General features: G+C 37.0%; 18 protein-coding genes and 1 riboswitch. Of the genes, 13 read left to right on the forward strand and 5 right to left on the reverse strand.

Annotated elements, in window-relative coordinates:
- Positions 1-32 precede the first annotated feature (32 nt).
- Entirely contained in the window at positions 33-2,582 is a 2,550-nt protein-coding gene (locus GJU43_RS00695; RefSeq protein WP_154338945.1) for a sodium-translocating pyrophosphatase, read from the forward strand.
- Between the two features lie 51 nt (positions 2,583-2,633).
- On the opposite strand, the gene GJU43_RS00700 is transcribed toward GJU43_RS00695, so the two are convergent.
- The 4 genes from GJU43_RS00700 to GJU43_RS00715 all read right to left on the reverse strand — a co-directional run bounded on the left by GJU43_RS00700 (position 2,634) and on the right by GJU43_RS00715 (position 4,903).
- Complete coding sequence (locus GJU43_RS00700) at positions 2,634-3,002, reverse strand: type II toxin-antitoxin system HigA family antitoxin (RefSeq protein WP_154338946.1); 369 nt, start codon at positions 3,000-3,002, stop codon at positions 2,634-2,636.
- Between the two features lie 5 nt (positions 3,003-3,007).
- On the reverse strand, positions 3,008-3,304 hold the full coding sequence (locus GJU43_RS00705; protein WP_154338947.1) for a type II toxin-antitoxin system HigB family toxin: 297 nt from the start codon (positions 3,302-3,304) through the stop codon (positions 3,008-3,010).
- Positions 3,305-3,473: 169 nt separating this feature from the next.
- Entirely contained in the window at positions 3,474-4,088 is a 615-nt protein-coding gene (locus GJU43_RS00710) for a deoxynucleoside kinase (protein WP_154338948.1), read from the reverse strand.
- Positions 4,088-4,903, reverse strand: a complete 816-nt coding sequence (locus GJU43_RS00715; protein ID WP_154338949.1) for a hypothetical protein — start codon at positions 4,901-4,903, stop codon at positions 4,088-4,090. Before GJU43_RS00715 ends, GJU43_RS00710 begins: the two co-directional genes overlap by 1 nt.
- A 220-nt stretch (positions 4,904-5,123) precedes the next feature.
- Between GJU43_RS00715 and GJU43_RS00720 the strand changes: the two genes are divergently transcribed.
- The 3 genes from GJU43_RS00720 (at position 5,124) to GJU43_RS00730 (ending at position 11,097) form a co-directional block, all read left to right on the forward strand.
- Positions 5,124-6,032 (forward strand): GLPGLI family protein, encoded by a 909-nt coding sequence (locus tag GJU43_RS00720; protein ID WP_154338950.1) that lies wholly within the window; start codon positions 5,124-5,126, stop codon positions 6,030-6,032.
- 42 nt (positions 6,033-6,074) lie between these two features.
- Entirely contained in the window at positions 6,075-8,762 is a 2,688-nt protein-coding gene (locus tag GJU43_RS00725) for a carboxypeptidase-like regulatory domain-containing protein (RefSeq protein WP_154338951.1), read from the forward strand.
- Positions 8,763-8,856: 94 nt separating this feature from the next.
- Complete coding sequence (locus GJU43_RS00730) at positions 8,857-11,097, forward strand: hypothetical protein (protein ID WP_154338952.1); 2,241 nt, start codon at positions 8,857-8,859, stop codon at positions 11,095-11,097.
- Positions 11,098-11,243: 146 nt separating this feature from the next.
- On the opposite strand, the gene metK is transcribed toward GJU43_RS00730, so the two are convergent.
- Positions 11,244-12,494 carry a methionine adenosyltransferase gene (gene metK, locus GJU43_RS00735; RefSeq protein ID WP_127337849.1) on the reverse strand — a complete coding sequence of 417 codons (1,251 nt, stop codon included), beginning with the start codon at positions 12,492-12,494 and terminating at the stop codon, positions 11,244-11,246.
- 538 nt (positions 12,495-13,032) lie between these two features.
- On the opposite strand from metK, the gene GJU43_RS00740 reads away from it, so the two are divergent.
- The 9 genes from GJU43_RS00740 to GJU43_RS00780 all read left to right on the forward strand — a co-directional run bounded on the left by GJU43_RS00740 (position 13,033) and on the right by GJU43_RS00780 (position 25,606).
- Positions 13,033-15,879, forward strand: coding sequence for a TonB-dependent siderophore receptor (locus tag GJU43_RS00740; protein WP_154338953.1), 2,847 nt, complete (start codon positions 13,033-13,035; stop codon positions 15,877-15,879).
- Between the two features lie 382 nt (positions 15,880-16,261).
- Complete coding sequence (locus GJU43_RS00745) at positions 16,262-16,447, forward strand: hypothetical protein (protein WP_154338954.1); 186 nt, start codon at positions 16,262-16,264, stop codon at positions 16,445-16,447.
- A gap of 55 nt (positions 16,448-16,502) precedes the next feature.
- A complete protein-coding gene (locus GJU43_RS00750; protein WP_154338955.1) occupies positions 16,503-17,804 on the forward strand; it encodes an O-acetylhomoserine aminocarboxypropyltransferase/cysteine synthase family protein in 1,302 nt (433 codons plus the stop codon).
- A 217-nt stretch (positions 17,805-18,021) separates the two neighbouring features.
- Positions 18,022-19,110, forward strand: coding sequence for an aspartate kinase (locus tag GJU43_RS00755; protein WP_154338956.1), 1,089 nt, complete (start codon positions 18,022-18,024; stop codon positions 19,108-19,110).
- Between the two features lie 634 nt (positions 19,111-19,744).
- A complete protein-coding gene (locus GJU43_RS00760; protein WP_154338957.1) occupies positions 19,745-19,948 on the forward strand; it encodes a hypothetical protein in 204 nt (67 codons plus the stop codon).
- Positions 19,949-20,135: 187 nt separating this feature from the next.
- Positions 20,136-20,244, forward strand: a riboswitch (SAM riboswitch).
- A 77-nt stretch (positions 20,245-20,321) separates the two neighbouring features.
- On the forward strand, positions 20,322-21,305 hold the full coding sequence (locus tag GJU43_RS00765) for an alpha/beta fold hydrolase (protein WP_229654978.1): 984 nt from the start codon (positions 20,322-20,324) through the stop codon (positions 21,303-21,305).
- A 1-nt stretch (position 21,306) separates the two neighbouring features.
- Positions 21,307-23,721: a bifunctional aspartate kinase/homoserine dehydrogenase I gene (thrA, locus tag GJU43_RS00770; RefSeq protein ID WP_154338959.1), complete on the forward strand. Its 2,415-nt coding sequence runs from the start codon at positions 21,307-21,309 to the stop codon at positions 23,719-23,721.
- A gap of 154 nt (positions 23,722-23,875) precedes the next feature.
- Complete coding sequence (locus GJU43_RS00775) at positions 23,876-24,307, forward strand: OsmC family protein (RefSeq protein ID WP_154338960.1); 432 nt, start codon at positions 23,876-23,878, stop codon at positions 24,305-24,307.
- Positions 24,308-24,433: 126 nt separating this feature from the next.
- Complete coding sequence (locus GJU43_RS00780; RefSeq protein ID WP_154338961.1) at positions 24,434-25,606, forward strand: PLP-dependent aspartate aminotransferase family protein; 1,173 nt, start codon at positions 24,434-24,436, stop codon at positions 25,604-25,606.
- Positions 25,607-25,676 lie beyond the last annotated feature (70 nt).

A 25,676-nucleotide genomic window follows, 5' to 3' on the forward strand; every position in this document is an offset into this window, starting at 1 on the left:
TGTTGACTATTAACCAAAACCATTACTATATTATGAATTCATTTATGATTTATTTGCCAATCGTTATGGCAGTTTTAGGATTACTTTTCATGGGAATAAAAAGGAGTTGGGTTTTAAAACAAGATGCCGGCGATGGCAAAATGAAAGAGATTTCAGATCACATTTACGAAGGCGCGCTTGCGTTTTTAAAAGCAGAGTACCGGTTGCTGACTTTTTTCGTAATCGCGGCCAGTTTAGTTTTGGCGGGAATTTCATTTATTGTTCCAACCACACATATATTAATAGTAGTAGCGTTTATTTTTGGCGCTTTTTTCTCGGCGTTAGCGGGAAATATGGGAATGAAAATTGCCACAAAAACAAATGTCAGAACAACACAGGCAGCCCGTACCAGTTTGCCGCAGGCTTTAAAAGTTTCTTTTGGAGGCGGAACCGTAATGGGACTTGGCGTTGCAGGTTTAGCTGTTTTAGGACTTACAGGTTTCTTTATTGTTTTCTTTCAGATATTCATGAATGGCGTCTGGACTTCGTCTGAAGATATGACAAAAGTGTTAGAGACTTTAGCAGGATTTTCGCTTGGAGCTGAATCTATCGCATTGTTTGCCAGAGTTGGCGGTGGAATTTACACGAAAGCGGCCGATGTAGGTGCCGATTTAGTAGGTAAAGTGGAAGCCGGAATTCCGGAAGATGATCCGCGTAACCCGGCAACAATTGCAGATAACGTAGGAGATAATGTGGGAGATGTAGCAGGTATGGGGGCCGATTTGTTTGGTTCATATGTAGCAACAGTTTTAGCTGCGATGGTTTTAGGAAACTATGTCATCAAAGATATGGGCGGAAATATTCAGGATGCTTTTGGAGGAATTGGTCCAATTTTATTGCCAATGGCAATTGCCGGTTTCGGAATTTTATTTTCGATTATCGGAACCACATTGGTAAAAATATCAGATGACAATGCTAAAGAAGCACAAGTACAAAAAGCATTAAATATAGGAAACTGGGTTTCAATTGTGTTAACGGCAATTGCTTGTTTCTTTTTGGTAAGATATATGTTACCTGAAGTAATGACAATGGAATTCTTCGGAGAAGGAGCACAGCAGATTTCTTCCATGCGTGTTTTCTATGCCACTTTAGTAGGTCTGGTAGTGGGTGGAGCCATTTCATCTGTTACGGAATATTACACAGGATTAGGGACAAAACCGGTTATGGCTATTGTTCAGAAATCCTCAACAGGCGCAGGAACCAATGTTATCGCAGGTTTGGCAACCGGAATGATTTCAACTTTTCCAACCGTATTGTTATTCGCAGCAGCCATCTGGATTTCGTATGCTTTAGCAGGTTTTTATGGTGTGGCTTTAGCAGCTTCGGCCATGATGGCAACGACGGCCATGCAGTTGGCAATTGATGCTTTCGGACCCATTTCAGATAACGCCGGAGGAATTGCAGAAATGAGCGAATTGCCAAAAGAAGTTCGTACCAGAACCGATATTTTAGATTCAGTAGGAAATACAACTGCAGCAACCGGAAAAGGTTTTGCGATTGCTTCTGCAGCGTTGACTTCCCTGGCTTTATTTGCGGCTTATGTTACCTTTACAGGAATTGACGGAATTAATATCTTTAAAGCGCCTGTTTTAGCGATGTTATTTGTCGGAGGAATGATTCCTGTAGTGTTCTCTGCTTTGGCTATGAATTCTGTTGGGAAAGCCGCGATGGACATGGTGTACGAAGTTCGTCGTCAGTTTAAGGAGATTCCCGGAATTATGGAAGGAACCGGAAAACCGGAATATGGAAAATGTGTTGAAATTTCGACAAAAGCAGCTTTACGCGAAATGATGCTGCCGGGAATTTTGACAATTGGTTTTCCGATTGCCATTGTATTATTAGGAAAATTGGTTTACGCAGACAACAATCAGTTAATTGCTGAAATGTTAGGCGGATATATGGCTGGTGTTACTGTTTCCGGCGTACTTTGGGCTGTTTTCCAGAACAATGCCGGAGGAGCCTGGGACAATGCTAAAAAATCTTTTGAAGCAGGAGTTCTGATCAATGGTGAGATGACGTACAAAGGTTCTGATGCGCATAAAGCAGCTGTAACAGGTGATACGGTTGGAGATCCGTTTAAAGATACTTCAGGGCCGTCAATGAATATCCTGATCAAACTGACTTGTCTGATTGGTTTGGTAATCGCGCCTATTTTAGGGGAAGGCCATGCTGCTTCGGCTATGGCTGGAAAAGCTTCCTGTTGTGCCAAAACTGAAATGCATGCAGCTGGTGACTCTAAATGTGGAGATTTATCCGGAATGACCAAAGAAGAATGCATTAAAATGTGCAAGGAAAAAGGCTGTACTGCAGAAGAAACGGCAAAATGCCTGGCGCATTACGATGCAAACGGTAAATATGTACACCAAAAAACAGATTGTTTTGATACTACAAAATATGAAAAAAACCGTCTTGAGGTGAATCTCTCTACCGTTAACGGCGTTACCGTGGGAACTGTGACCAAAACGGAGAACGGTAAAACAACAACGGAGGTTTATGAAGGTACTGAAGCTGAAGTAAAAGCAAAAATTGAAGCAGCGAAATAAAATTATTGCTAATTTCCATAAAAAATGCCTCTAAATTTTTAGAGGCATTTTTTATGGATTTAAAGAATATTCTTTGATCAAAGTTGAGGCAGGAATATGAAGGACTTCCGTTAAAACTCTGATTTGTTTAATCGTTAAAGCTCTTTTTCGTTTAAAAATTTCAGAAACCCGTGAGCGGCTGTTTAAAATAATTCCCAAATCGGCATCAGTAAGACCGTTTTGTTCCATCATAAATTTGATGGCTTCGATAGGATCCGGTTCCGGAATCGGGTAATTTATTTGTTCGTATTTTTCTATAAGAGTAACCAATATATCTAATTCGTCACCTTCGTCAGTATTAGGTTTAGCATCAAAAAGAGTATTTACCCTCGCTAGGGCTAGATCATAATCATGTTCTGTTTTAATAGGTCGTATTTCCATGTTACTTATAAGTTTTTAATGTCGCCAAGTTTGTCATAATCATTGTGAGTTCCCACAAATAAAATATAGACAATCTGGGTTTCATAATTAATTTTTGCAATGAGGCGAAAATGATTTCCGCAAATATTAAAAACAACTTTATTATTACCGATAAAATCTGCGGAGCCGAATAATGACTTTACTGCATTTGAATTATCGAAATTACTTTTATCAAAGATTTGATACCATGATAATAATTGTTGTTTGGCATTTGGAAATCGTTCCCAAAAATTTTGCAATGTTCTTTTGGCTATTATTCTCATAATGATACGGCAAATATACTATTTTTTTTCCCAATATGGGAAATTATTTTTAATTCGTTATAAAAGTAAGAAATTATTTATAAATAAAAAATCCTGAAAAAGGTTTTACAAACAAAAATGCCTCTAATTATATTTAGAGGCATTCTTTATTTCGTATAAATCTGTATTCCTAAAACAATCCGTTTAGTTCAGCATCAATTCGATTGATGATGTTTCCTAAGTCTTCCGGATTATCCACGAAATTGATATTGTCTACGTCAATTATTAATAATTTTCCTTTGGTATAGGTTTGAATCCAGGCTTCGTATCTTTCGTTCAGGCGGCTCAGATATTCAATTGAGATGGAGTTTTCATACTCACGGCCGCGTTTGTGAATCTGACCCACCAGATTGGGAATAGAACTTCTTAAATAGATTAATAAATCGGGGGCTTTTACCAAAGATTCCATTAATTCGAATAAGGAAGTGTAATTTTCGAAATCACGGCTTGTCATTAATCCCATCGAATATAAGTTGGGCGCAAAAATATGGGCGTCTTCGTAAATGGTTCTGTCCTGAACAATTTTTTTTCCGCTTTCACGAATCTGCAATACCTGACGGAAGCGGCTATTGAGGAAATAAATCTGTAAATTAAACGACCAGCGTTCCATCTGATGATAGAAATCATCCAGATACGGGTTGTCAACCACGTCTTCATAATGAGGCTCCCACTTAAAATGCTTCGCTAATAATTTAGTTAAAGTTGTTTTCCCTGCGCCTATATTTCCTGCTATTGCTATGTGCATTACGGTGTTACGATTTTATAATTTGTGATTTCTTTAGCTGTAAAAATAGATAAAATTTGGTCTTTGTAACAGAATTTATCAAAGGTTTTTTCTAAAATTTCTATTTCACAAATTGTCGTTGAATTTGTATCAGAAATGTCCTTAAAAAACAAAAAATTGCCCTTACTGAAAATATATTGGTGTGTATTCATAATTTCTATGGTATCAAAATCCGGTATTTTTCCTAGCGCAGTTGTTTTTCCAAAAATGTCACAGGAGAACCAGTTGTTTTTCTTGTCGATCCAATAAAAAGTATTAAAATCGGTCTGGTAATATTTAATGGTTTCGGTTAGCGGAGTAGATACGGTTTTGTATTCATTTTTCAGATAATCAAAAAGCCCAATCTGTTGGTTTAGCGAATTATAAACCCAAAGCTGATTTTGTGTCGACATACCAATAAACGTAACGACGATCGGGATATTGTTTTGGGAAAAATTAATTTCAGCAATTTTATTCAATTGATTGTCGAGTAAGACAACGCTATTAAAGTCTTCATAAAATAATACAATTTTAAGCGGGTTTTGCAAATCGACTTTCGTGATATTTCCAAGCGAAACGTTTTTGTATTCAAAAGTTTCATTTCCTTTTACTTTTCGAAAAACATTGTTTTTGATCAGGTAGCAATATCCAAACGAGTCATATCCCAAAAAAGCATCTGCATCAGTTTTAAAATGGGAAATCGTATCAGGTTTTATTTTTTTATTTTGTGCAAAACTAACTGAGGAGCAACAGCCAATAAAAAGAATAAATAATAAATGGCGCACTGTTCTGCTCATGACGTTAGGGTTTATAAACAGCCAAATTACAAAAACTATAACAGAAACCGCTAAAGCAGAAAGGATTTTGCCGTTAAACCTTTATGATTTCTAACGGTCTAATTAATAGTTCATTCTGTCGAGAGCCTGAAGGTGTTTATATATTTAATTTTTACCTTTTTAAAATTAATGATACATTTGAGGGTAACTTTATCAGATTACCTAACTTTATAAAAAACCAATGAAAAATATATACTACTTTTTGCTCCTGATGTTTGCTTTTACCCAACTGCATGCACAGAAAGATTTTCAGGGAATGGCTGTTTACGAGTCCAAAACGCAGGCTCCTAAAATTGAAGGCATGAGAGGAGGCAACCGGGATATTACACCCGAAATGCAGAAAAACATAGAAGAGCGAATGAAAAAAATGCTCGAAAAAACTTTTATCCTAAACTTTGATAAATCGGCTTCTGTTTATAAAGAAGAAGAGAAACTGGAAGCTCCCGGACAACAAGGCGGCGGAATGCGTGTCATGATGAATTCTTTTATGGGAGGCGGCGGAACTTTCTACAAAGATGTAAAAACAAAATCCTATACCGTTGATAAAGAGTTCATGGGAAAGGAATTTCTCGTAATAGATTCTTTGCCAAAGTTAAACTGGAAATTAGAACCTGAAACCAAGCAAATTGGCGGCTATACCTGCTACAGAGCAACTGCTGTAAAAGAAGCCAGCAAAACCGATTTTAGAAATTTCAGGCCTAAAAATAACGACGAAAAAAAGCCGGAAGATAAAAAAGCCGATCCGAAAAAGACTTCCGGAGAAACGAAAACCAATTTTGAAGATAATTTCGAAATGCCAAAAGAAATCATAGTGACAGCCTGGTATTCGCCGGAAATTCCGGTCAATCAGGGGCCTGAAAATTATTGGGGATTACCGGGTTTAATTCTGGAAGTAAACGACGGAAGAACCACTATTTTATGTTCGAAAATTGTTTTGAATGCTAAAGAGAAAGTAAACATAAAAGCATCCACAAAAGGGAAAGTAGTTTCTCAAAAAGAATACGACGAAACGGTAATTAAAAAAATGGAGGAATTCAGAGAGATGAACCGCGGACGCGCCGGTGGACCTCCAATGATGGGGGGGAGATAAAAAATACCTTTCCTGTAAATTACTTATTCTAATTTTATCTTCATGAACAAAATACTTTGTTTCTGCGCCTTTTTATTTACTTCTATTTCATTTTCGCAAAGCGTTCGTTTTGATGGTTTTATTCAGGACGAACAGAAAAATCCACTGGAAATGGCCAATATTATGGCGGTCAATTCAGCTACAAAAGCAATGGATTCCTACGGGATTACCAATGACAAAGGCAAGTTTCAGTTAACGCTGAAACCCAACAGTTCGTATGTCATCAAGGTCAGTTACCTCGGAATGAAATCAAAGGAAATCACAATTGCGACACAAACCGCAAATATAGCTCAGAATATCGTAATGGATGGCTCCGGAATTGAACTGGAAGGCGTTGAAATTGTGCGCGAAATGCCTGTTTCGATAAAAGGGGATACCATTGTATACAATGCCGATTCGTTTAAATCCGGGACGGAAAAGAAACTCGAAGATATTCTTAAAAAACTGCCTGGTGTTGAGGTAAATGCCGATGGCGAAATAGAAGTAGAAGGAAAAAAAGTCTCTAAATTAATGGTGGAAGGCAAAGATTTTTTTGACGGAGACACCAAATTGGGAGTCAAAAATATTCCGGCGGATGCTATTGATAAAGTGCAGGTCTTGCGAAATTATAACGAAGTCGGCGCTTTGAAAGGCCTTGAAAACGATCAGGATAATGTGGCTATGAACATTAAACTGAAAGAAGGTAAAAAGAACTTCTGGTTTGGAGATGTGACAGCAGGAACCGGAGTCGGAGAGCTGGACAGTCGGTACATTATTAATCCCAAGTTATTTTATTACAGTCCGAAATACAGCATTAACCTAATCACCAATTTTAATAATATTGGGGAATTGCCACTTACGGCACAGGATTATTTTAAGTTCACCGGAGGGTTTAAGAATATGATGAAAAAAGGCGGCAGTAATTTTAATGTGTCATCAAACGATTTGGGCATTTCAATTTTACGAAACAATCGCGCGAAGGAAATTGAAACCAAATTTGGCGCGACCAACTTCGCTTATTCGGTTACCAAAGAATGGAATATTAGCGGTTTCGGCATCCTTTCGTCCTCGAAAACAGATTTGGAGACCAAGTCACAGACGACTATTTTAGATTCCGGCAACAAACAAAATAGAGATGAAGTAACCCATCAGAAGAATGACCTGGGGCTGTTTAAGCTAAGCTCAAGCTACAAGCCAAACGAAAAACTTCAGTTTGATTACGATATCCTGACCAAATTATCCAAACAGGATGAAGATACTGATTTACTCCGTGAATCGGTTGTAAATACTATTGCTGCATCCGAAACAATTCTGACCCATAAAAAACAGGATCCTACTTCCATCAATCAGAATTTGAGTTTGTACTATACGCAAAGTGATAAAAATATTTTTGCCTTTGAAATGCAGCATTTGTATCAGGACGAGAATCCGTTTTATAATGCGAATCTGCAATCCCGCCCCTTTGTTTTGTCCGGTTATGATCCCAATCAGGCCAGAAATGATCTGAATCAGGATCGTTTTGTGAAAACCAACAAAATAGATGCTAAGCTGGATTATTACTATATGGTGACGCCAAAAAGTAATATAAATGTTACTTTGGGAAATACCTATTCGTATCAGGATTTTAACTCCCATATTTTTCAGATGTTAGATAACGGAGCTAAAAATGACCTGAATAATACCGAAAATAATAATCAGGTGAACTATAATTTTAATGATACATTTTTGGGCTTTCATTATAAAATACTGGCAGGGAAATTTACTTTGACACCCGGGATTAGCGCACATTCATACGCTATGAAAAACACCCAGTTGGGAACGGATTATTCACAGAATTTCACAAAAATATTGCCGGACTTTTTTGCTTTATACCAAATCAAAAAATCAGAGTCGTTAACATACAATTTTTCGCTGTCCAATGATTTTACAGACATTAACCAATTGGCTGCGGGCTATGTGATATCTGATTACAGCAGTTTGTTTCGCGGCGATCGTTCCCTGGAAAATGCGACTTCTCAGGTTCATTCCCTGCGCTATTTTAAATACAATATGTTCAATTTTGAGAATATTTTTGCAAATGCTACCTATACTAAAAAAGTAAAAGCCATAAAAACAGAAGCAGATTTTACAGGAATCAACCAGTCTTCTACGCCTTACAATTCGAATCTTGCCGATGAAACTTTTTCAGGAATTGGAAACTACGGACGATCGTTTCTGAAAAACTATAAAGCATCTGTAAACGCTACTTTCAACTGGTCTAAATTCAATAATATCCAAAATGGTAAATCGGCCACAACGGAAAGTTTTAGTCAAAGTTATACCATAAAAGCTTCTACAAATTATAAGAACCTGCCGAACATCGAATTTGGATATAATGCCTTAATCAATCAATATAGCGGCTCTACATTTTATACCGATAAGCCTTTTGCGCGATTGGATTATTACTTTTTAGAAAGTTTTGCATTTGTTTCCGAGTATGAATTTTATCATTATTACAACTCAGGCAAAACTGTAGATAATGAATATGATTTTTTAAGTGCGAGTTTGATTTATCAGAAAAAAGACAGCAAATGGGAATATAAAATTGCCGCGACAAACCTTTTAAATACAAGGTATCTTAACGATGACAACTTTTCCCAGTTTTCCACAAGAGTTTCACAATATACTGTACAGCCGCGTTACATCATTTTTTCGATGAAATACAACTTATAGTATTTTGATTACTAAAAATTAAATATTTTGTTACTTCATTTGTAATCAGAATAAAATATCTTTGTGCTAGTATTAACAACCAAAAAAGGTAAGCATGCGCAATTTTATATGGAGTTTCTCCGCGTTTTTTTGTTTAATATCGGTTTCTTTTTCTCAGACAAAAAGTATTGAAAAAGGCACTTATATATCAACAAACAAAGGGCAAAAAATCAAATTAAATTTATTGGATGACGGTAAATACGAACTGGTATTTTATTCCGGCGATTACAGGATCAAGGGAGATTCGTTATTGTTTTCTCAAAATAAAAAAGCAGATAATACTTTCGATTTAACTTTTGCAAGGGATAAAAAAGCAGAAAAAATTAAAATTAAATTCTTAGACCCTTCTTATAATCAATTTTACATTGGAACCCAAAAAGGATCCGAGGCGGTTCAGTACCAAAGGCTTTCAGATATTAAAACAAAGGAAGATCCCGATTGGAAAAATATAGACGTAGCCTTCGAAATTGACCGTGCCGATTATCTGTATCTGGTTTTGGAAGGATATGAAACCGACTCTAAGCTTTATAAATACGCTTTACCAAAAGATGTTTCAGAAGTAACTATTAAATACGAATTGGATGTATTAGGGGATCTAAACATTTCAGGCGTATACGATCAGAAAACAAATAACCTCAAAATTTTTGGCCCGGGAGGAAAAGACCCAATTCTTTTTTTGAGCGATAAAGAAACACAGCCCGTAACAACTTCGAATGTTACCCCGATTGAAAAGCAAAACATTTCAAACTGGACGTATCCCGGAAAAGACGCTTTAGTAAACGATGATTTCGGTACTGCTGCTGACAGTACTATAGTTACTGTTGACAGTGCTTATGCTTCTCCTAAAATTAATTTTAAATTTAAGATTGAAAACAGCTTAAAAGAAGCAATCGCTGCAACTAAAAAGGCAAATACAAAATTTCTGGTAGTGTATGCAGATAGTAAAAATCCAGCGGCAAAAGCTGAGTTTGATGCTTTTGTAAAAGAGCAGGAAGTACAGGTGGGATATAATATGTATGATGTTTACGATCCGCAGTACGATATCTTTAATTATTATCTGGCTACCGCCGATGATAAAAAATGGCTAAAAGCAAACAAAATGGACAATCCGAGTGTCATTATTTTAAATGGTGACGGTGATGTTCTGACCAGTGCGAAGTCACCGTTAAACGATCAAAAATCCAAATTCAATTATTATGATGAATTTTGTAAAAAAGTACAGCGCGTAAATGCTTTTAATGCGTTTAATAAAGTTGTAAAAAATAAAAAAGCAACAGATGCCGATCTGATTGCCACTTTTAACAGAGCGGCATTGCTTGAATTGCCTTATGATTATGAAGCGGATTATGAGGTAGCTGTTGTTGCAGAAAACAATGCAGCCGATTTTAAACTGCCAAAAGTTACTTTAGATAAAAAAGAGGTTTTACAAACCTGGAAAAAATTAATAGAAGCCCATCAGAAAGATACCAAACCGAATATGCTTTTGGTAGAAACCATTTTGAAAGAAATTAAAAACCAGGGCTTTTCGAAACAGTTTTTCAAGGAAGACAGAGTGTTGAATGATACAGATTTTCTTTCTATAGATTATTTAATCAAACATTACGACGCTATTGAAAAAGCCAAAACAGAAGCTGTTGCTCCGGCTGTACCGGCTATGAACGTTACGAACTTAAGCGCTGATATTTCGTCTGCTTTGCAAATAAACAGTTACGTTTCGCAGGAAGGCGTTGAAGGAACTGCCAATCAGAATAAGATAATCTCGACCTATAAGAAATTAATAGCAATAGGAAAAGGCGGGTTTGAATGTTATAAAAATTATTTTGCCTACCTGAGTCAGGATACAGATGAAAGTGCCGATACTACGACTTTTTTAAAAGAATTCAGTACATACTTTAATACCTATTTAGCTGCGGAGAAAGGAAATGTAATCGAGACCTTAGATCAGTTGTTTGCGACAATCGATGCCAATTCCGAGTATTCTTATAACGGATGGAATTCATTTAAGGAATACCATTCTAATTTAGCCAATACAGCAGCCTGGTCTGTGGTAGAGAAACCTGCAAATGCAGCTTTTATGAAATCAGCAATTGTATGGTCGGAATACAGTCTGGCTGTGACGAAAAACAATCCGTATTATTTAGATACGCTGGCGCAGCTGTATTACAAAGACGGACAGAAAGAGAAAGCAATCGGGTTACAGAAAAAAGCATTGCAATATTCCGCTACAGTTTATGAACCGGAAACATTAAACGACATGAAAGAAGTATTGGAAAAAATGCAAAACGGAACGTATTAAAAACACAACCAATTAAAAATAAAAGCCCGATTTCTAGAAATTAGAAATCGGGCTTTTTTATGTTTAAAAGTAAAGATTGTCAAAAAATCCAACAATCTAAAAATCTAAGACAGTCTAAGAATCTAAGACAGTCTAATAATCTAAATTTACAATCCAAATTCAGCTTTTACTTTATCTACGAAATCAAGTTTTTCCCAGGTAAATAACTCAACAGTAACTGTTTTTACATGTCCTCCAGGAGCAGAAAAAGTTTTGGTTACCACTTCCGGCGTACGTCCCATGTGTCCGTAAGCAGCCGTTTCGCTGTAAATAGGGTTTCTTAATTTCAAACGCTGTTCGATAAAGTAAGGACGCATATCAAAGATAGCTTCTACTTTTTTAGCGATTTCACCGTTTGTTAAGTTCACTTTAGAAGTTCCGTAAGTATCAATAAAGATTCCCATTGGTTCAGCCACACCAATTGCGTAAGAAACCTGTACTAAGATTTCGTCAGCAACACCTGCAGCCACTAAGTTTTTAGCGATATGACGGGTAGCGTAAGCCGCACTTCTGTCTACTTTACTCGGGTCTTTTCCGGAGAAAGCACCACCACCGTGAGCTCCTTTTCCACCGTAAGTATCCACGATAATTTTTCTTCCTGTCAAACCAGTATCTCCGTGAGGTCCTCCGATTACGAATTTTCCTGTTGGGTTAATGTGATACTGAATTTTATCATTGAATAAATGAGCGTGAGCCGGGTTTTTAGCAATGATTCTCGGAATCAAAATCTCGATAATATCTTTTTTGATCTTAGCAAGCATCGTAGCTTCTTCTTCAAAATCGTCGTGTTGAGTCGAAATTACAATCGCATCAATACGCGTTGGTTTGTTATCATCACTATATTCTAAAGTAACCTGTGATTTTGCATCAGGACGCAAATACGTGATTTCTTTGTTTTCGCGTCTTAAGATCGCTAATTCCTGTAATAGTTTATGAGATAAATCAAGTGCCAGTGGCATGTAGTTTTCGGTTTCGTTAGTGGCGTAACCAAACATCATTCCCTGGTCTCCTGCACCTTGCTCTTCTGGCTTAGCTCTGTCAACACCCTGATTAATATCGGCAGACTGTTCGTGAATAGCCGAAAGAATTCCACAAGAATTCGCTTCAAACATATATTCACTTTTAGTGTAACCGATTTTACGGATTACCTCACGGGCAATTTGCTGAACATCAAGATAGGTATTTGATTTTACTTCACCGGCCAAAATTACCTGACCCGTTGTAACTAAAGTTTCACATGCTACTTTTGAGTTAGCATCAAATGCCAGAAAGTTGTCAATTAATGCATCCGAAATTTGATCTGCAACTTTGTCTGGATGCCCTTCACTAACAGATTCTGACGTAAATAAATAAGCCATAATAATTTATTAAATTAAAATTAAGCGAGGTAAAAAAATTGCTAAAAAAGGCTAAAGGAGAATGTCTGCTTTAGCATTTTTTACTACCGAAACAAAAACGTTTCAGTATTCATAACGAACCATTTCATTATGAAGAGGTTGCAATCAGTTCAAATTTTTCCTCTGTATTTGCGTGCAAAGGTATAAAACCATTTTGATTTGCAAATTAAACTTATGCTTTTTTTATTTTAATACGGATAAATTTAACATAACATACTACTTTGATAGGGTAATAGAAATATTTTTAAGTTTTCTTTGGCGGTTTCAAAAAAAGTTCTCAAATTTGCCGGAAGAAAATGTAAGAAAAAATGAAATCAATCTCTAAGAATATGTCTTGTATGATGCCGGAAACTTCCGCAGAGAGACTATTGTAGATTGTTTTAAAACTATAAACAAAGAACCTCTGCCAAGCTGCAGAGGTTTTTTTTTGCTCTAAAGTGTAAGAAATAAAGAATCAAATGCAATTATAAACCAGAATGCTAATATCCAATTAAATCAGATGAAAAATAAATTAATAGTACTTTTTGGCTTGGCTACATTCTCCGGATTGTACGCTCAGGAAAACAAAACAGAAAAAGATAGTTTGCAGAACAACGAATTGTCTGAAGTGACCATCGTAGGTTCCAGAAGTAAAAACAGGGTAAAAACAGATGTACCGGTTCCTGTTGATATCTTCAACATTTCAGAAATAACCAAAGGCGCCCCGCAAACAAGCGTTACTCAGATCTTAAATTATGTAGCACCCTCTTTCACCAGTAATCCGACGTCTACTGCGGATGGAACAGACCACGTTGATCCTGCACAATTAAGAGGTTTGGGACCCGATCAGGTTTTAATTCTGGTCAACGGAAAAAGAAGACACACCAGTGCTCTCGTAAACATAAACGGATCTCCGGGAAGAGGTTCTGTGGGTACCGATTTAAATGCTATTCCGTCTTACGCGATTGAGCGAATAGAAGTTTTAAGAGACGGAGCTGCCGCGCAATATGGTTCTGATGCCATTGCAGGAGTAATCAATATTGTATTGAAAAAGAATGCCAAATATGTTTCAGGGGATATCCAGTACGGAGCAAATTTGTCCTCTGGTTCCAATAATTTTGAAGGCGGAAGCGACGGACAGTCGTTACAGGTAGATTTAAACTACGGCACCTCTTTGGGAAAAGAAGGAAGTTACCTGAATTTCACGGGAAGTGCGGTGACCAGACAAGCCACAAGCCGCGCCGGAATTAGGAATAATGTTATTTTTAACGCCTACAATGCTGTGGAAAACAGAGCAGCCCAAAATGGAGTGCAGGTGAATTCTTTGTTCAGTAATATTAATACGACTCCCAATTCAGCTCAGATTATAAGTACTTTGCAGCAATATGCTCCGCAAGTGAGTTATTTTACACCGGCACAGCAAACCGCTATTTCCTCTGCGACTACCATTGCCCAGCTGCAAAGCGCCTTGAGTTTTGACGTTACCAATAACGAACTTAATTACAGAGGCCAGCAAAGAAGCGACTATAATATGAGCGTTGGTCAGTCAGAACTGGCTACTGGACAATTGTATTATAATGCTAAGTATCCTTTAACAGAGCTTACATCACTCTATTCTTTTGGGGGCGTTTCATACAGAAACGGAAAATCGTATGCTTTTAACAGGCTTCCAAACGGTTCGGGAACTTTCACGCAAGTGTATTCCAACGGATTTTTGCCGGAAATAGAATCAGACATTCTGGATGCTTCTGCGGCAGTAGGAGTTACCACGCAGTTATTCGGATTTGATACCGATATCAGTTCAAACCTTGGAACAAACTCTTTTAAATATGGCGTAAACAATACCATAAATGCCACTTTAGGAACCGCATCACCCACTAGTTTTGATGCCGGTAAGGTTTCGTTTTTACAAAGCACGACTAATTTGGATTTCACAAAGAAATTAGATGTTTTACAAGGTTTGAACGTTGCTTTTGGAGGCGAATTCAGATATGAAAATTATCAGATTAAAGCCGGAGAGCAAGCCTCGTACGGATTGTATGATGTAAACGGAAATTTTGTTTCCGGCACATTGCCAACAACCTCACCCTTAATTGTGACCGATTTCTTCGGTAACAAACGTGGAGCGGGAGCGCAGGGATTTTCAGGTTTTCAGCCTGCAGATGCTAAAGAAAAAGACCGAAAAAGTGTTGCGGCTTATGTCGATTTAGAACTCAACCCGACAGAAAACTGGCTTTTAAACGGAGCAGCCCGCTTTGAGAACTATTCGGATTTTGGCAACACGGTGATTTTTAAACTGGCTTCCCTTTTAAAATTAAATGATTTTATCAATTGGAGAGTTTCAGGACAAACCGGATTCAGAGCGCCATCGTTGCAGCAAAAATATTTTGAAACCAGCTCCACTCAGTTTATTAATGGTTCACCTTATCAGGTAGGTTATTTTACCAATGACTCTGATGCAGCAAAAAGTATTGGGGTAGAAAATTTGAAACCGGAAAAATCTAAAAGTATAAGTACAGGTTTTACATTCAAAATTCCCGATGCCAATATTACGATTGCTACAGATGCCTATTTTACAAGAATCGATGACAGAATCGTTTTAACAGGGCAATATTCAAGACCGACAGATGCACAAATTGCAGGGGCGACATCACCGGAACAGACAGAAGCCTTAACGTTATTCCAGGAAGCCTTTGATTTGAAAGGGGTAGAAAGAGCTTCTTTCTGGACCAACGGGATCAACTCTGAAACCAAAGGAGTAGATGTGGTGATTTCCCAGAAATACGATGTGATCCAGGATTTCACCATCAGAAATGATTTTGCCATCAGTTATAATGAAACCAAACGAGTAGGCGATTTAAATGTGCCGCAGTCTATTATTAATGCCGGCGGAGAACCTTTTAAATACTCCTTTTTTCCGGAGTCCAGCAGGGTGTATTTAGAAGCAGCCATTCCGAAACTGAAAGCCAATTTAACAACGACATTCAACATCAAAAAACTGGATATTTATTTAAGAAACAGTTATTTCGGAAAAGTGACCGATCCGGGAGCGACAGATGTAAACTTAGACGGATTTTCTTCTGTGTACGAGCATCCGGAATACAGCGCCAAAATTGTAACTGATTTGTCTTTCGGATATCAGATCAATGAAAAATTCAGGGTAACACTTGGGGTTAATAATATAGGAGATGTTTATCCGGACCGAAATAATCCGTCTACTCCGGCCTTTACAAACACAACCCCAACATTATCACCCGCTCCGAGTGCAGATTTAACGAATGCCAATCAGTTTGCGTATTCCAGAGCCGTTTCACAATTCGGATTAAACGGAAGATTTGGTTTTGCACGTTTGAGTTTTAAATTTTAATAAAAAAATCTCTTTCAGGTCAAAATAGCTGAAAGCCTGATCTGAAAGGGGTTTACAAAGAACTTCAAAACAATTTCCGGCCTTGAATTCTTTTTTAAATGTTAAATTATATATTTCTGTTTGGTGGTTAGAAAATAGTTATTATATTTACTCTATCAAATTAGTAGAATTAAAAATAAACTGTTTTTTAAATTAATACAATTTTATAAAATGAAAACAATTGCAGATAAAATGACGATATGTTGTATGATGCGCAAATGCGCCCCAATCTGCTGTTGCCAAAAGTGAAAGATAAATCTTTGTTATAGTTAAAACTATAAACCCTTTTGGTCAGCCAGCCAAAAGGGTTTTTTATTGCAACATTTAAAAAAAATATATAAACATGAAAACAACAAATAGAAATTCAGCAACAATACAGTGGTTATCGGATGTCGAGTCACAAAACAGCATCCATTCAATAAAAGGTTTTCAGGCAGAAAAAACGCCGCGCAGGGAAGACTCTTCTTTAAGAAGACAGAAGTCAGCACTGTTCCAAATTTATGAGCTGGGAGTAAAATCTTCCAATTAAAATAAACCAATCACAAGTCAACATACTATTTACTACTATAAAAAAATACGAAATCATGAGCACACAAAAATTTGCAACCAACGCATTACACGCAGGACACGATGTTACTAAAAATGGCGGAACGAGAGCAGTGCCTATCTATCAGACATCCTCTTATGTATTTAATAATTCAGATCATGCCGCCAATTTATTTGGTCTTGCCGAAGCCGGATTTATCTACACCCGGTTAAACAATCCGACAAATGATATTTTAGAACAACGACTGGCAGCGCTTGAAGGCGGTATTGCAGCTGTTGTTACTGCTTCAGGCGCATCGGCAATAGCAACCACTTTCCTGACTTTGCTAAAAGCAGGCGATCATATTGTAGCATCAAATAGTTTATATGGCGGAACGTACAACTTATTGAAAGTGACTTTGCCGAGATTAGGAATCACAACAACATTTGTTGATCCGTCTGATGCCCAAAACTTCACCAAAGCGTCAAAAGAAAACACAAGGGCTTTCTTTGTAGAATCGTTAGGGAATCCAAAATTAGATGTATTGGATCTGAAAGCGATTTCAGCAGAAGCTAAAGCTTTCAAAGTGCCTTTTATTGTAGACAATACCGTGGCCACTCCTTATTTATTAAAGCCAATCGAATATGGGGCGAATATCGTCATTCACTCTCTGACCAAATACATTTCAGGAAACGGAACTTCATTAGGAGGTGTCATTATTGATGCCGGAACTTTTGACTGGTCCAACGGAAAATTCCCTGAATTTACAGAACCCTCCGCAGGATATCACGGGTTGGTTTACCATGAAGCTCTGGGAAATGCAGCTTTTATTGCAAAAGCAAGAATAGAAGGGCTGCGTGATTTTGGTTCTGCCTTAAGTCCGTTTAATGCTTTTCAGATCATTCAGGGACTGGAAACACTGCCCATCCGAATTAAGAAACACAGCGAAAATGCTTTGGCCCTGGCCGAATGGCTGGAGCAGCAGGACGAAGTGGTCTGGGTAAACTATCCGGGTCTGAAATCCAATAAATATTTTGATCTGGCTCAGGAATATCTTCCTGAAGGACAAAGCGGAATTATCACTTTCGGATTGAAAGGAGGTTTTGATGCTGCTAAAAAAGTAGTGGACGAAACGAAATTGTTCTCTCTTTTGGCGAACATCGGTGACACCAAATCACTGATTATTCATCCGGCAAGCACTACACATCAGCAATTGACAGATGCGGAACAACTGGAAACGGGAGTTTCTAAAGATTTGGTTCGTCTTTCTGTCGGAATCGAGGATATCGAGGATTTGATTGCCGATCTGCAAACTGTTTTTGCAAGCGTTACAAAATCGCAATACAGTATTAAAAATTAGGTTTTTTTGTTTTTTGTTTGAAAAATTGCCTTTAGCAATGTGAGTTTTGCTAGAGGTGATTTTTTATGAAAAACGTTCATTATAAAGGTTTGAAAAATAAAATTTTAAACCCTGTAAGTAGTATAAGTTCATTTAAAATGGGGCTTGCTTTACTTAACTGAACTTATAATCTTATTTGGTTTAATTAACCTAAAAATGGTTTTTAAAAATTAAAATTATGTCAAAGCTTAAAATTAATATTATCCTTTTCGGGATCGGCAATATCGGAAGCACTTTAATCAATCAGATTATCGAAAGTCAGGAGTTTTTTCTTCAGAACAAAAATATTGATTTTCATTTTCCGATTATCACGAATTCAACCGTTGCTTTTTTCGAGAAAGAAGGCGTTGGATATGCCTGGGAAACCAATTTTGTTCAATTGGCAGTGCCTTTCAGAGTAGAGGATATTGTTGAATTTGCCAAAGAAAACGAATTCGAAAATTTAATTGCCGTTGATGCCACAGCGAGCGATGAACTGATTAGCCATTACAACACTTTAATTCAGAATGGTTTTAATATCGTTGCGGTAAATAAAAAAGCCAATACCTTACCTATTGGGCTTTATAAGGAAATAAGGGAGAATCTTAAAAAGTACGATAAAGAGTTTTTATATGAAACTTCCGTTGATACGGGATTTCCGGTTTTACAGACGTTACGGGACTTATATTCTTCAGGAGAAAAAATCACTAAAATAAGAGGGGTTTTTTCAGATAACCTGAGTTATGTTTTTAATCGGTTTTCATCAGATGAAACTTCTTTTTCGTCAATCTTAAAAGATGCCAGCCTTTTAGGTTTTATGCGGTCTACTTTCAAGGAAGATTTATCTGGAAATGATACGGCAAGAAAATTACTGATCCTAACGAGGGAAATAGGGAAAGATTTTGAGCTTTCGGATATCAAAATCAATTCCCTGATAAAAGAAGAGTACCTCGAGAAAAACGGTACCCTCAATAAAGAAGCGATTGACAGATCTTTCAAGATTGCTAAAATCACCCAGGCCGATAATCATGTGCTCCGATACGTAGGGGAATTTGACATTCAGAAAAATACACTGGAGGTGAAATTGGTCTCCGAACCGGTCACATCGGCAATAGGGCAATTAAAAGGCTCGGATACGATTTTTGAAATTTTCACGCAGTCGTATGCAGATGTCCCAATTGTAATCAAAAGTGCTTCAGCATGTAAGCAGGCCATCTCCCGCGGAATTATTAGTGACATTTTAAAAGTAGCAGAGAAAATCAAAAATAAAGAAGCAGTTTGGTTGTAAAGTGTTCTTAATGAGTGAATAAGTTATAAAATGTTCTTTGATAAACTGATTTGAGAAGATAAATTAGAAAGAGAAAAGTCTTAAATTGTAAGTTTTAACTTGTTTTTAGTGAAATTATTTTTTTGTAAGATGTTTTTTAACGTTAAAATGATGTTTTTTAACGTTTTTTGTAATTAAATTCTTCATTTTTATTTGTGTATTCAAAATAATATTTGCATATTTGTTAAACCCAAAAGCTACTAAATCAAATGAATTTAAATGTCTACAAAATGTTTTGTGCCATTTCGGTTAAAACCGTTGGGAAGTCTATTGCTTAAAATTGTAAAACAATAAAAATATAGCAAAGCCTCCCGAATTTTTTTGAGAGGCTTTTTAAATTTATATAAATGCAGAAATTTTTTAAAATAACAAATAATTCACAGATGAATAAGTCCCTACAGATGAACAAGATGTTTAACGTCGCACGTATTTGTGTATGCGTCTGTTGATACTAAAAGAATATATGAGTTGTAAAAAACTTAAACCCTTTTGGTATTCTGATCCAAAAGGGTTTTTTTATTCCTTCTGGTCCGGATAACAATAAAATAAACAAATAATAAAGATAAATACGATAACTTACTTAAACTTAAATACTATGAGCACATTAAACTACCTGACAAAGAAATTTTCTGCATTGAAAAACCTTAGAGAAAAAAGAAACAATCCGCCACCGCCGGTAAATGAATTGGCTCATCCAAGCTTTGGAATTACCGAAACAGAGAAAAACGCAGAAAAAAAAGCACCAAATTCATTACTGTTTTTGATGTATTCTAAAGAAAATGAAACACTTTTCATTTAAATCGAAAAGTAGCATCAGATAGGGGCAATCCCGCTTAATTTTACTGGGCGCAGCGTTCGGTAATTTTTCGCGTACCGTAGTTTGAGATTGAATTATATTCAGGAAACTGAAGAATCAATTCAGATAAATTTGCTTGTTTAAGAAAATAGTAGTTAATTTGCACCGTTAAGTTCACAAACGTATTGAAATGTTATAAAGAAAGGACGAGGGATTAGACCCGATGAATCCTTAGCAACCCTTCGTTAATTCGAAGAAGGTGCTGCATTCTACCACGCCCAAACGTGGAAAGATAACAACAAGAACTTGTCTGGTTACGTCCGGACTTTCTTTCTAATATTTCCTCATACAAATCAATAATACAACAGATTTGAAATTGGAAAATAGACCAAACCCTATAAACATTCAGAATTTCACCACGGAAAATGGTGCAGTTTACACTTCGTTACCCTTAAGTTTTACTATTGCAGGCTTGCCTTTACACAGCGCGCCCGTTGTTCTGGTCAATCATGCACTGACAGGAAATGCTGAGGTAACCGGTGAAAATGGATGGTGGAATGACTTAATCGGACCCGATAAAACCATAGATACCAATATTTATACTGTACTGGCCTTTAATGTTCCGGGCAACGGAACGGATTCCTTCGTCATTGAAAAGTACCAGGATTTTACCACCAGGGATATTGCTAGAATTTTTATACAAGGACTTGAACTTCTGGAAATCGAACAGGTTTATGCCATCATCGGTGGCTCTGTCGGAGGCGGAATTGCCTGGGAAATGCTTGCACTGCAACCTGAGATTACACAAAATTTAATACCGATTGCAACAGACTGGAAATCCACAGACTGGATGATCGCAAATTGTTATTTGCAGGAACAAATCCTGAACAATTCCTCACGTCCCATAGAAGATGCGCGAATTCATGCCATGTTGTGTTACAGGTCCCCGGAATCATTCAAAGAAAAATTTCAACGTACGATCAACCCCAATCTTTCGATTTTTAATATAGAAAGCTGGCTGGCGCATCACGGGGAAAAATTGCAAAAGAGGTATCAATTATCATCGTACAAACTGATGAATCAATTGCTCAAAACCATAGATATTACCAGAAACACTGCCGATTTTGTAACCTTGCTGTCTAAAACAAACGCTGCGATTCATATTATAGGAATCAATTCAGACTTGTTTTTTACGCCAAAGGAAAACCGGGAAACGTATCAGGAATTAAAAAAATTCAAAGACAATGTGTATTACAGCGAAATAGATTCCGTACACGGACATGACGCTTTTTTAATCGAGTACAAACAATTAGACCATTTACTTGCCGATATTTTTAAGGCAGAAACAATAAAAAGATAAAATGAAAGTATTAAAATTTGGAGGCAGATCACTATCAAACGGAGAAGGACTTAACAAAGTTGTTTCGATAATTACAGAAAAAATAAATCAGGGCGAGAAAATTGCCGTTGTGGTTTCCGCCCGCGGAAATGCTACTGATGAATTGGAAGATATTTTAATAATTGCCTCTAAAAACGGAAATTACAAACCTTTATTAGAAAGTTTTAAAACCTATCAGATTTCAGATTATCCACAAGTTGATTTTTCAGAAGAATTTAATGTGCTGGATAAACTTTTTGAAGGCGTTAGCTTAATTGGTGATTACAGCAATAAAATCAAAGACCAGATTTTATCTAAAGGCGAATTGCTTTCGGCTAAATTACTTACTGCAATTTTGATTGAAAAAGGGGTTCCTGCCAATTTTGTAGACACCAGGGAACTACTGAAAACCGATTCGAAATTTGGTGATGCACAGCCTTTAGAACAGCTTTCCAAAAAAAATGTGGTTAATTATTTTAAAGAACATAACGGAGAAACAGTAAATATTGTCACTGGATTTATTGGTTCCAACAACAATAACGATACGACGACTTTAGGCAGAAACGGAAGCAATTATACCGCTTCGTTAATTGCCAATTATTTAAATGCAGAAGAACTTCAGAATTTCACGCACGTTGACGGAATCTACACCGCAAACCCCGATTTGGTGGCCGATGCAAAAAAAATCGAATATTTGTCTTTTAACGAAGCCAATGAGCTGGCCAATTTCGGAGCCACTATTCTGCATGCCAAAACGATAATTCCTTTATTGGAGAAAAATATTCCATTACGAATTTTAAATACGTTTAATCACGAAAACAGAGGGACATTAATCACTTCTGATGCTACGAAAGAAGGAATTAAAACACTTTCTGTTCTTGAGAATGTTTCGCTGGTAAATCTGGAAGGCCGCGGACTATTAGGCAAAGCAGGTGTTGATGCCCGAATTTTCAAAGTAATGGGGGATCATAATATCAGTGTAAGTATCATTTCGCAGGGTTCTTCAGAAAGAGGGATTGGCCTGGTGGTGGCCACTGACAAAGCTACATTGGCAATGGTCGAATTAGAAAAAGAGTTTGAAAATGACTTTTATTCTAAAGATGTTAATCAGATTACGGTAACAGACAACGTTTCGGTTATTTCGATTATCGGACAGGATTTGAGTACGTTTCACAAACCCTACACAGCATTAATCAAAAATAAAATTGTTCCTATACTCTTCAACAATACCGTTACCGGTAAAAACGTGAGTTTGGTGGTTAAGAAATCAGAACTGAACAGAGCGCTAAGCGTAATTCACGGAGAAATCTTCGGGGTTTCCAAAAAAATAAATATTGCGATTTTTGGTCACGGATTAGTGGGAGGAACTTTAATCAATCAGATATTAGAATCAGCTACGGCCATTGAAAAACGTAAAGGCATTAAACTGAATGTTTTTGCTATTGCGAATTCCAAGAAAGTAATTTTAAACAAAAAAGGCGTAACTTCAGACTGGAAAAATGAGATTCAGAATAACGGAATTGCCTATACAATAGACGATGTGATCGCGTACGCGAATGAGCACCATCTTGAAAATTTAATTGCAATCGATAATACGGCAAGTGCCACTTTTGTCGAAAATTATATTTCATTGATTGAAAGTAGTTTTGATCTGATTTCATCCAATAAAGTAGCCAATACGTTAAGCTACGGTTTCTATAAGGAACTGAGGAAGTCTTTGGCGGAAAATCAGAAGAATTACCTGTACGAAACCAATGTAGGTGCGGGATTGCCTTTAATTGATACGATAAAATTATTACACCTTTCCGGTGAAAATATCACCAAAATAAAAGGCGTTTTTTCCGGTACCCTGAGTTACTTGTTCAATAATTTCTCTGCCAAAGACGCTCCGTTTAGCCAGATTTTGCAGGAAGCAATTGACAATGGTTATACAGAACCGGATCCGCGTGAAGATTTATGCGGAAATGACGTAGGAAGAAAATTATTGATTTTGGCAAGGGAACTGGATTTGCAAAATGAATTTGAAGAAATCTCCATTCAGAACCTGATTCCGGAACATTTAAGAGACGGAAATGTTTCCGATTTCCTGACTAAATTAAAAGAATTTGATCCGATTTATGAAAAGATAAAAGCCGATCAGAAACCAAATCACGTTTTAAGATATATAGGAGAATTGTCCGGAGATCTTCAAAACGACAAAGGAATTCTGGAAGTAAAATTGGTTTCCGTTCCTTCAGATACTGCGTTAGGCGGATTGAAAGGTTCTGATTCTTTCTTTGAAATCTACACGGAATCGTACGGAGACCGACCAATCGTAATTCAGGGAGCCGGTGCCGGTTCAGCCGTTACAGCGAGAGGTGTTTTCGGGGATATTTTGAGATTATCAGACAAAGAGTAGTAATTTTAGAGGGCAGATTTTAGCGTTTAGATTTTCTAAATTGATTTCAGTTTGTCATTTCGACGAAGGAGAAATCACACTGGAAACTCGACAAAGATGGAGCAATTTTGAATTCAAATAAAAAAGCAAACAACACAACAAAAAAAACAAAAAAATGAAAGTAACCTTAAACAGAGTAAATGACGCATTTCATTTTAAATTAAAAAATGAACGGGGTCATGTAGTCGATGTGGACAGCAGAGCTGAATTTGGAGGAAGCGATTTAGGCGCAAGTCCGATGGAACTTGTTTTAATGGGCGTTGCGGGATGCAGTGCCATCGATATGATTTCGATTTTGAAGAAACAACGCCAGGAAATAACCTCTTTTAATGCTGAGGTAGAAGGACTTCGTGTTCAGATCGACGAGGCAAAACCTTTTAAGGAAATCAATGTGGTTTTCTATTTAGAGGGAGATATCAATCCGGAAAAGGCACATCGTGCTGCACAGCTTTCTTTCGAGAAATATTGTTCAGTAGCCAAAACGGTTGAACCAACAGCTACAATAAAATACAAGGTTGTACTGAATAATACAGAATTAGGAAATTAGTCAATTAGAGAATTAGATAATTCTTAAATAATCAAAATTCGCATCAAATTCTTTAGTGAATCTCTGCGAAATTTAAAAAGTGATGATTTGTGCTGCTTAGTGCAATTCGTGTTAAACAAAAAAAAAATGAACGAACAAGAATTTGGTTTTGAAACACAGGCCATAAGAACACAATTAGAAAGATCTCAGTATCTGGAGCATTCGGTGCCCTTATACTTATCGTCAAGCTTTGTATTTGAAGATGCAGAAGATATGAGAGCTTCTTTTACAGAAGAGAAAGAAAGAAATATTTACAGTCGTTTCAGCAACCCGAATACGACTGAATTTGTAGATAAAATATGTAAAATGGAAGGCGCTGAAGCCGGGTATGCATTTGCTACCGGAATGGCAGCCGTTTACTCCACTTTTGCAGCCTTATTAAATGCAGGAGATCATATTGTATCCGCGAGCAGCGTTTTTGGTTCGACACATGCATTGTTTATGACGTATTTCCCAAAGTGGAATATCGAAACTTCGTATTTTGAAATTAACAAACCGGAAACTATCGAGAGCTTCATTAAACCGAATACTAAAATATTATACGCAGAGTCCCCTACAAATCCCGGTGTCGATGTAATTGATCTGCAATTGTTGGGAGATATTGCCAAAAAACACAATCTGATTTTAATTATCGATAACTGTTTTGCAACACCATATCTGCAGCAGCCCATTAAGTTTGGGGCGCATCTGGTCGTGCATTCTGCCACAAAATTAATTGACGGTCAGGGCCGTGTTTTAGGCGGAGTGACGGTAGGAAGTGAAGATTTGATCAGACAAATCTATTTGTTTTCAAGAAATACAGGCCCGGCTTTATCTCCTTTTAATGCCTGGGTTTTATCAAAAAGTTTGGAAACGCTTGCAATTCGTGTCGAAAAACACTGCGAAAATGCCTTAAAAGTAGCGGAGTTTTTAGAAGCGCATCCGAATGTGAATAGCGTGAAATATCCGTTTTTGAAATCGCATCCACAATATGAAATCGCCAAAAAGCAAATGTTATTAGGTGGAAATATCATTGCGTTTGAAATCAAGGGTGGCATAGAAGCAGGACGAAAATTTTTAGATAAAATAAAACTTTGCTCGCTTTCTGCTAATATTGGAGACACTCGGTCCATTGTTACGCATCCGGCTTCAACCACACACAGTAAGTTGTCTGAAGCAGATCAGCTGGCGGTTGGGATTACACAAGGTTTGGTGCGTGTATCTGTAGGTTTAGAAACCGTAAAAGATGTAATTGCCGATTTGGATCAGGCACTTTCTTAAATAAATTTTAGAGTTTAGATTTCTGATTTTAGATTGTTAGAAATCCATAATGCAAATGATAAATAACGAT

The organism is Flavobacterium sp. LC2016-23, assembly GCF_009674775.1.
Taxonomy (GTDB): Bacteria; Bacteroidota; Bacteroidia; order Flavobacteriales; family Flavobacteriaceae; genus Flavobacterium.

Coding starts and splice junctions, on each gene's coding strand:
- GJU43_RS00775 (WP_154338960.1), top strand. CDS start 23,876: ATGAAAGTAACCTTAAACAGAGTAAATGACGCATTTCATTTTAAATTA.
- GJU43_RS00720 (WP_154338950.1), top strand. CDS start 5,124: ATGAAAAATATATACTACTTTTTGCTCCTGATGTTTGCTTTTACCCAA.
- GJU43_RS00715 (WP_154338949.1), bottom strand. CDS start 4,903: ATGAGCAGAACAGTGCGCCATTTATTATTTATTCTTTTTATTGGCTGT.
- GJU43_RS00755 (WP_154338956.1), top strand. CDS start 18,022: ATGTCAAAGCTTAAAATTAATATTATCCTTTTCGGGATCGGCAATATC.
- GJU43_RS00730 (WP_154338952.1), top strand. CDS start 8,857: ATGCGCAATTTTATATGGAGTTTCTCCGCGTTTTTTTGTTTAATATCG.
- GJU43_RS00700 (WP_154338946.1), bottom strand. CDS start 3,002: ATGGAAATACGACCTATTAAAACAGAACATGATTATGATCTAGCCCTA.
- GJU43_RS00745 (WP_154338954.1), top strand. CDS start 16,262: ATGAAAACAACAAATAGAAATTCAGCAACAATACAGTGGTTATCGGAT.
- GJU43_RS00705 (WP_154338947.1), bottom strand. CDS start 3,304: ATGAGAATAATAGCCAAAAGAACATTGCAAAATTTTTGGGAACGATTT.
- GJU43_RS00780 (WP_154338961.1), top strand. CDS start 24,434: ATGAACGAACAAGAATTTGGTTTTGAAACACAGGCCATAAGAACACAA.
- GJU43_RS00750 (WP_154338955.1), top strand. CDS start 16,503: ATGAGCACACAAAAATTTGCAACCAACGCATTACACGCAGGACACGAT.
- GJU43_RS00760 (WP_154338957.1), top strand. CDS start 19,745: ATGAGCACATTAAACTACCTGACAAAGAAATTTTCTGCATTGAAAAAC.
- GJU43_RS00695 (WP_154338945.1), top strand. CDS start 33: ATGAATTCATTTATGATTTATTTGCCAATCGTTATGGCAGTTTTAGGA.
- GJU43_RS00725 (WP_154338951.1), top strand. CDS start 6,075: ATGAACAAAATACTTTGTTTCTGCGCCTTTTTATTTACTTCTATTTCA.
- GJU43_RS00710 (WP_154338948.1), bottom strand. CDS start 4,088: ATGCACATAGCAATAGCAGGAAATATAGGCGCAGGGAAAACAACTTTA.
- thrA (WP_154338959.1), top strand. CDS start 21,307: ATGAAAGTATTAAAATTTGGAGGCAGATCACTATCAAACGGAGAAGGA.
- metK (WP_127337849.1), bottom strand. CDS start 12,494: ATGGCTTATTTATTTACGTCAGAATCTGTTAGTGAAGGGCATCCAGAC.
- GJU43_RS00740 (WP_154338953.1), top strand. CDS start 13,033: ATGAAAAATAAATTAATAGTACTTTTTGGCTTGGCTACATTCTCCGGA.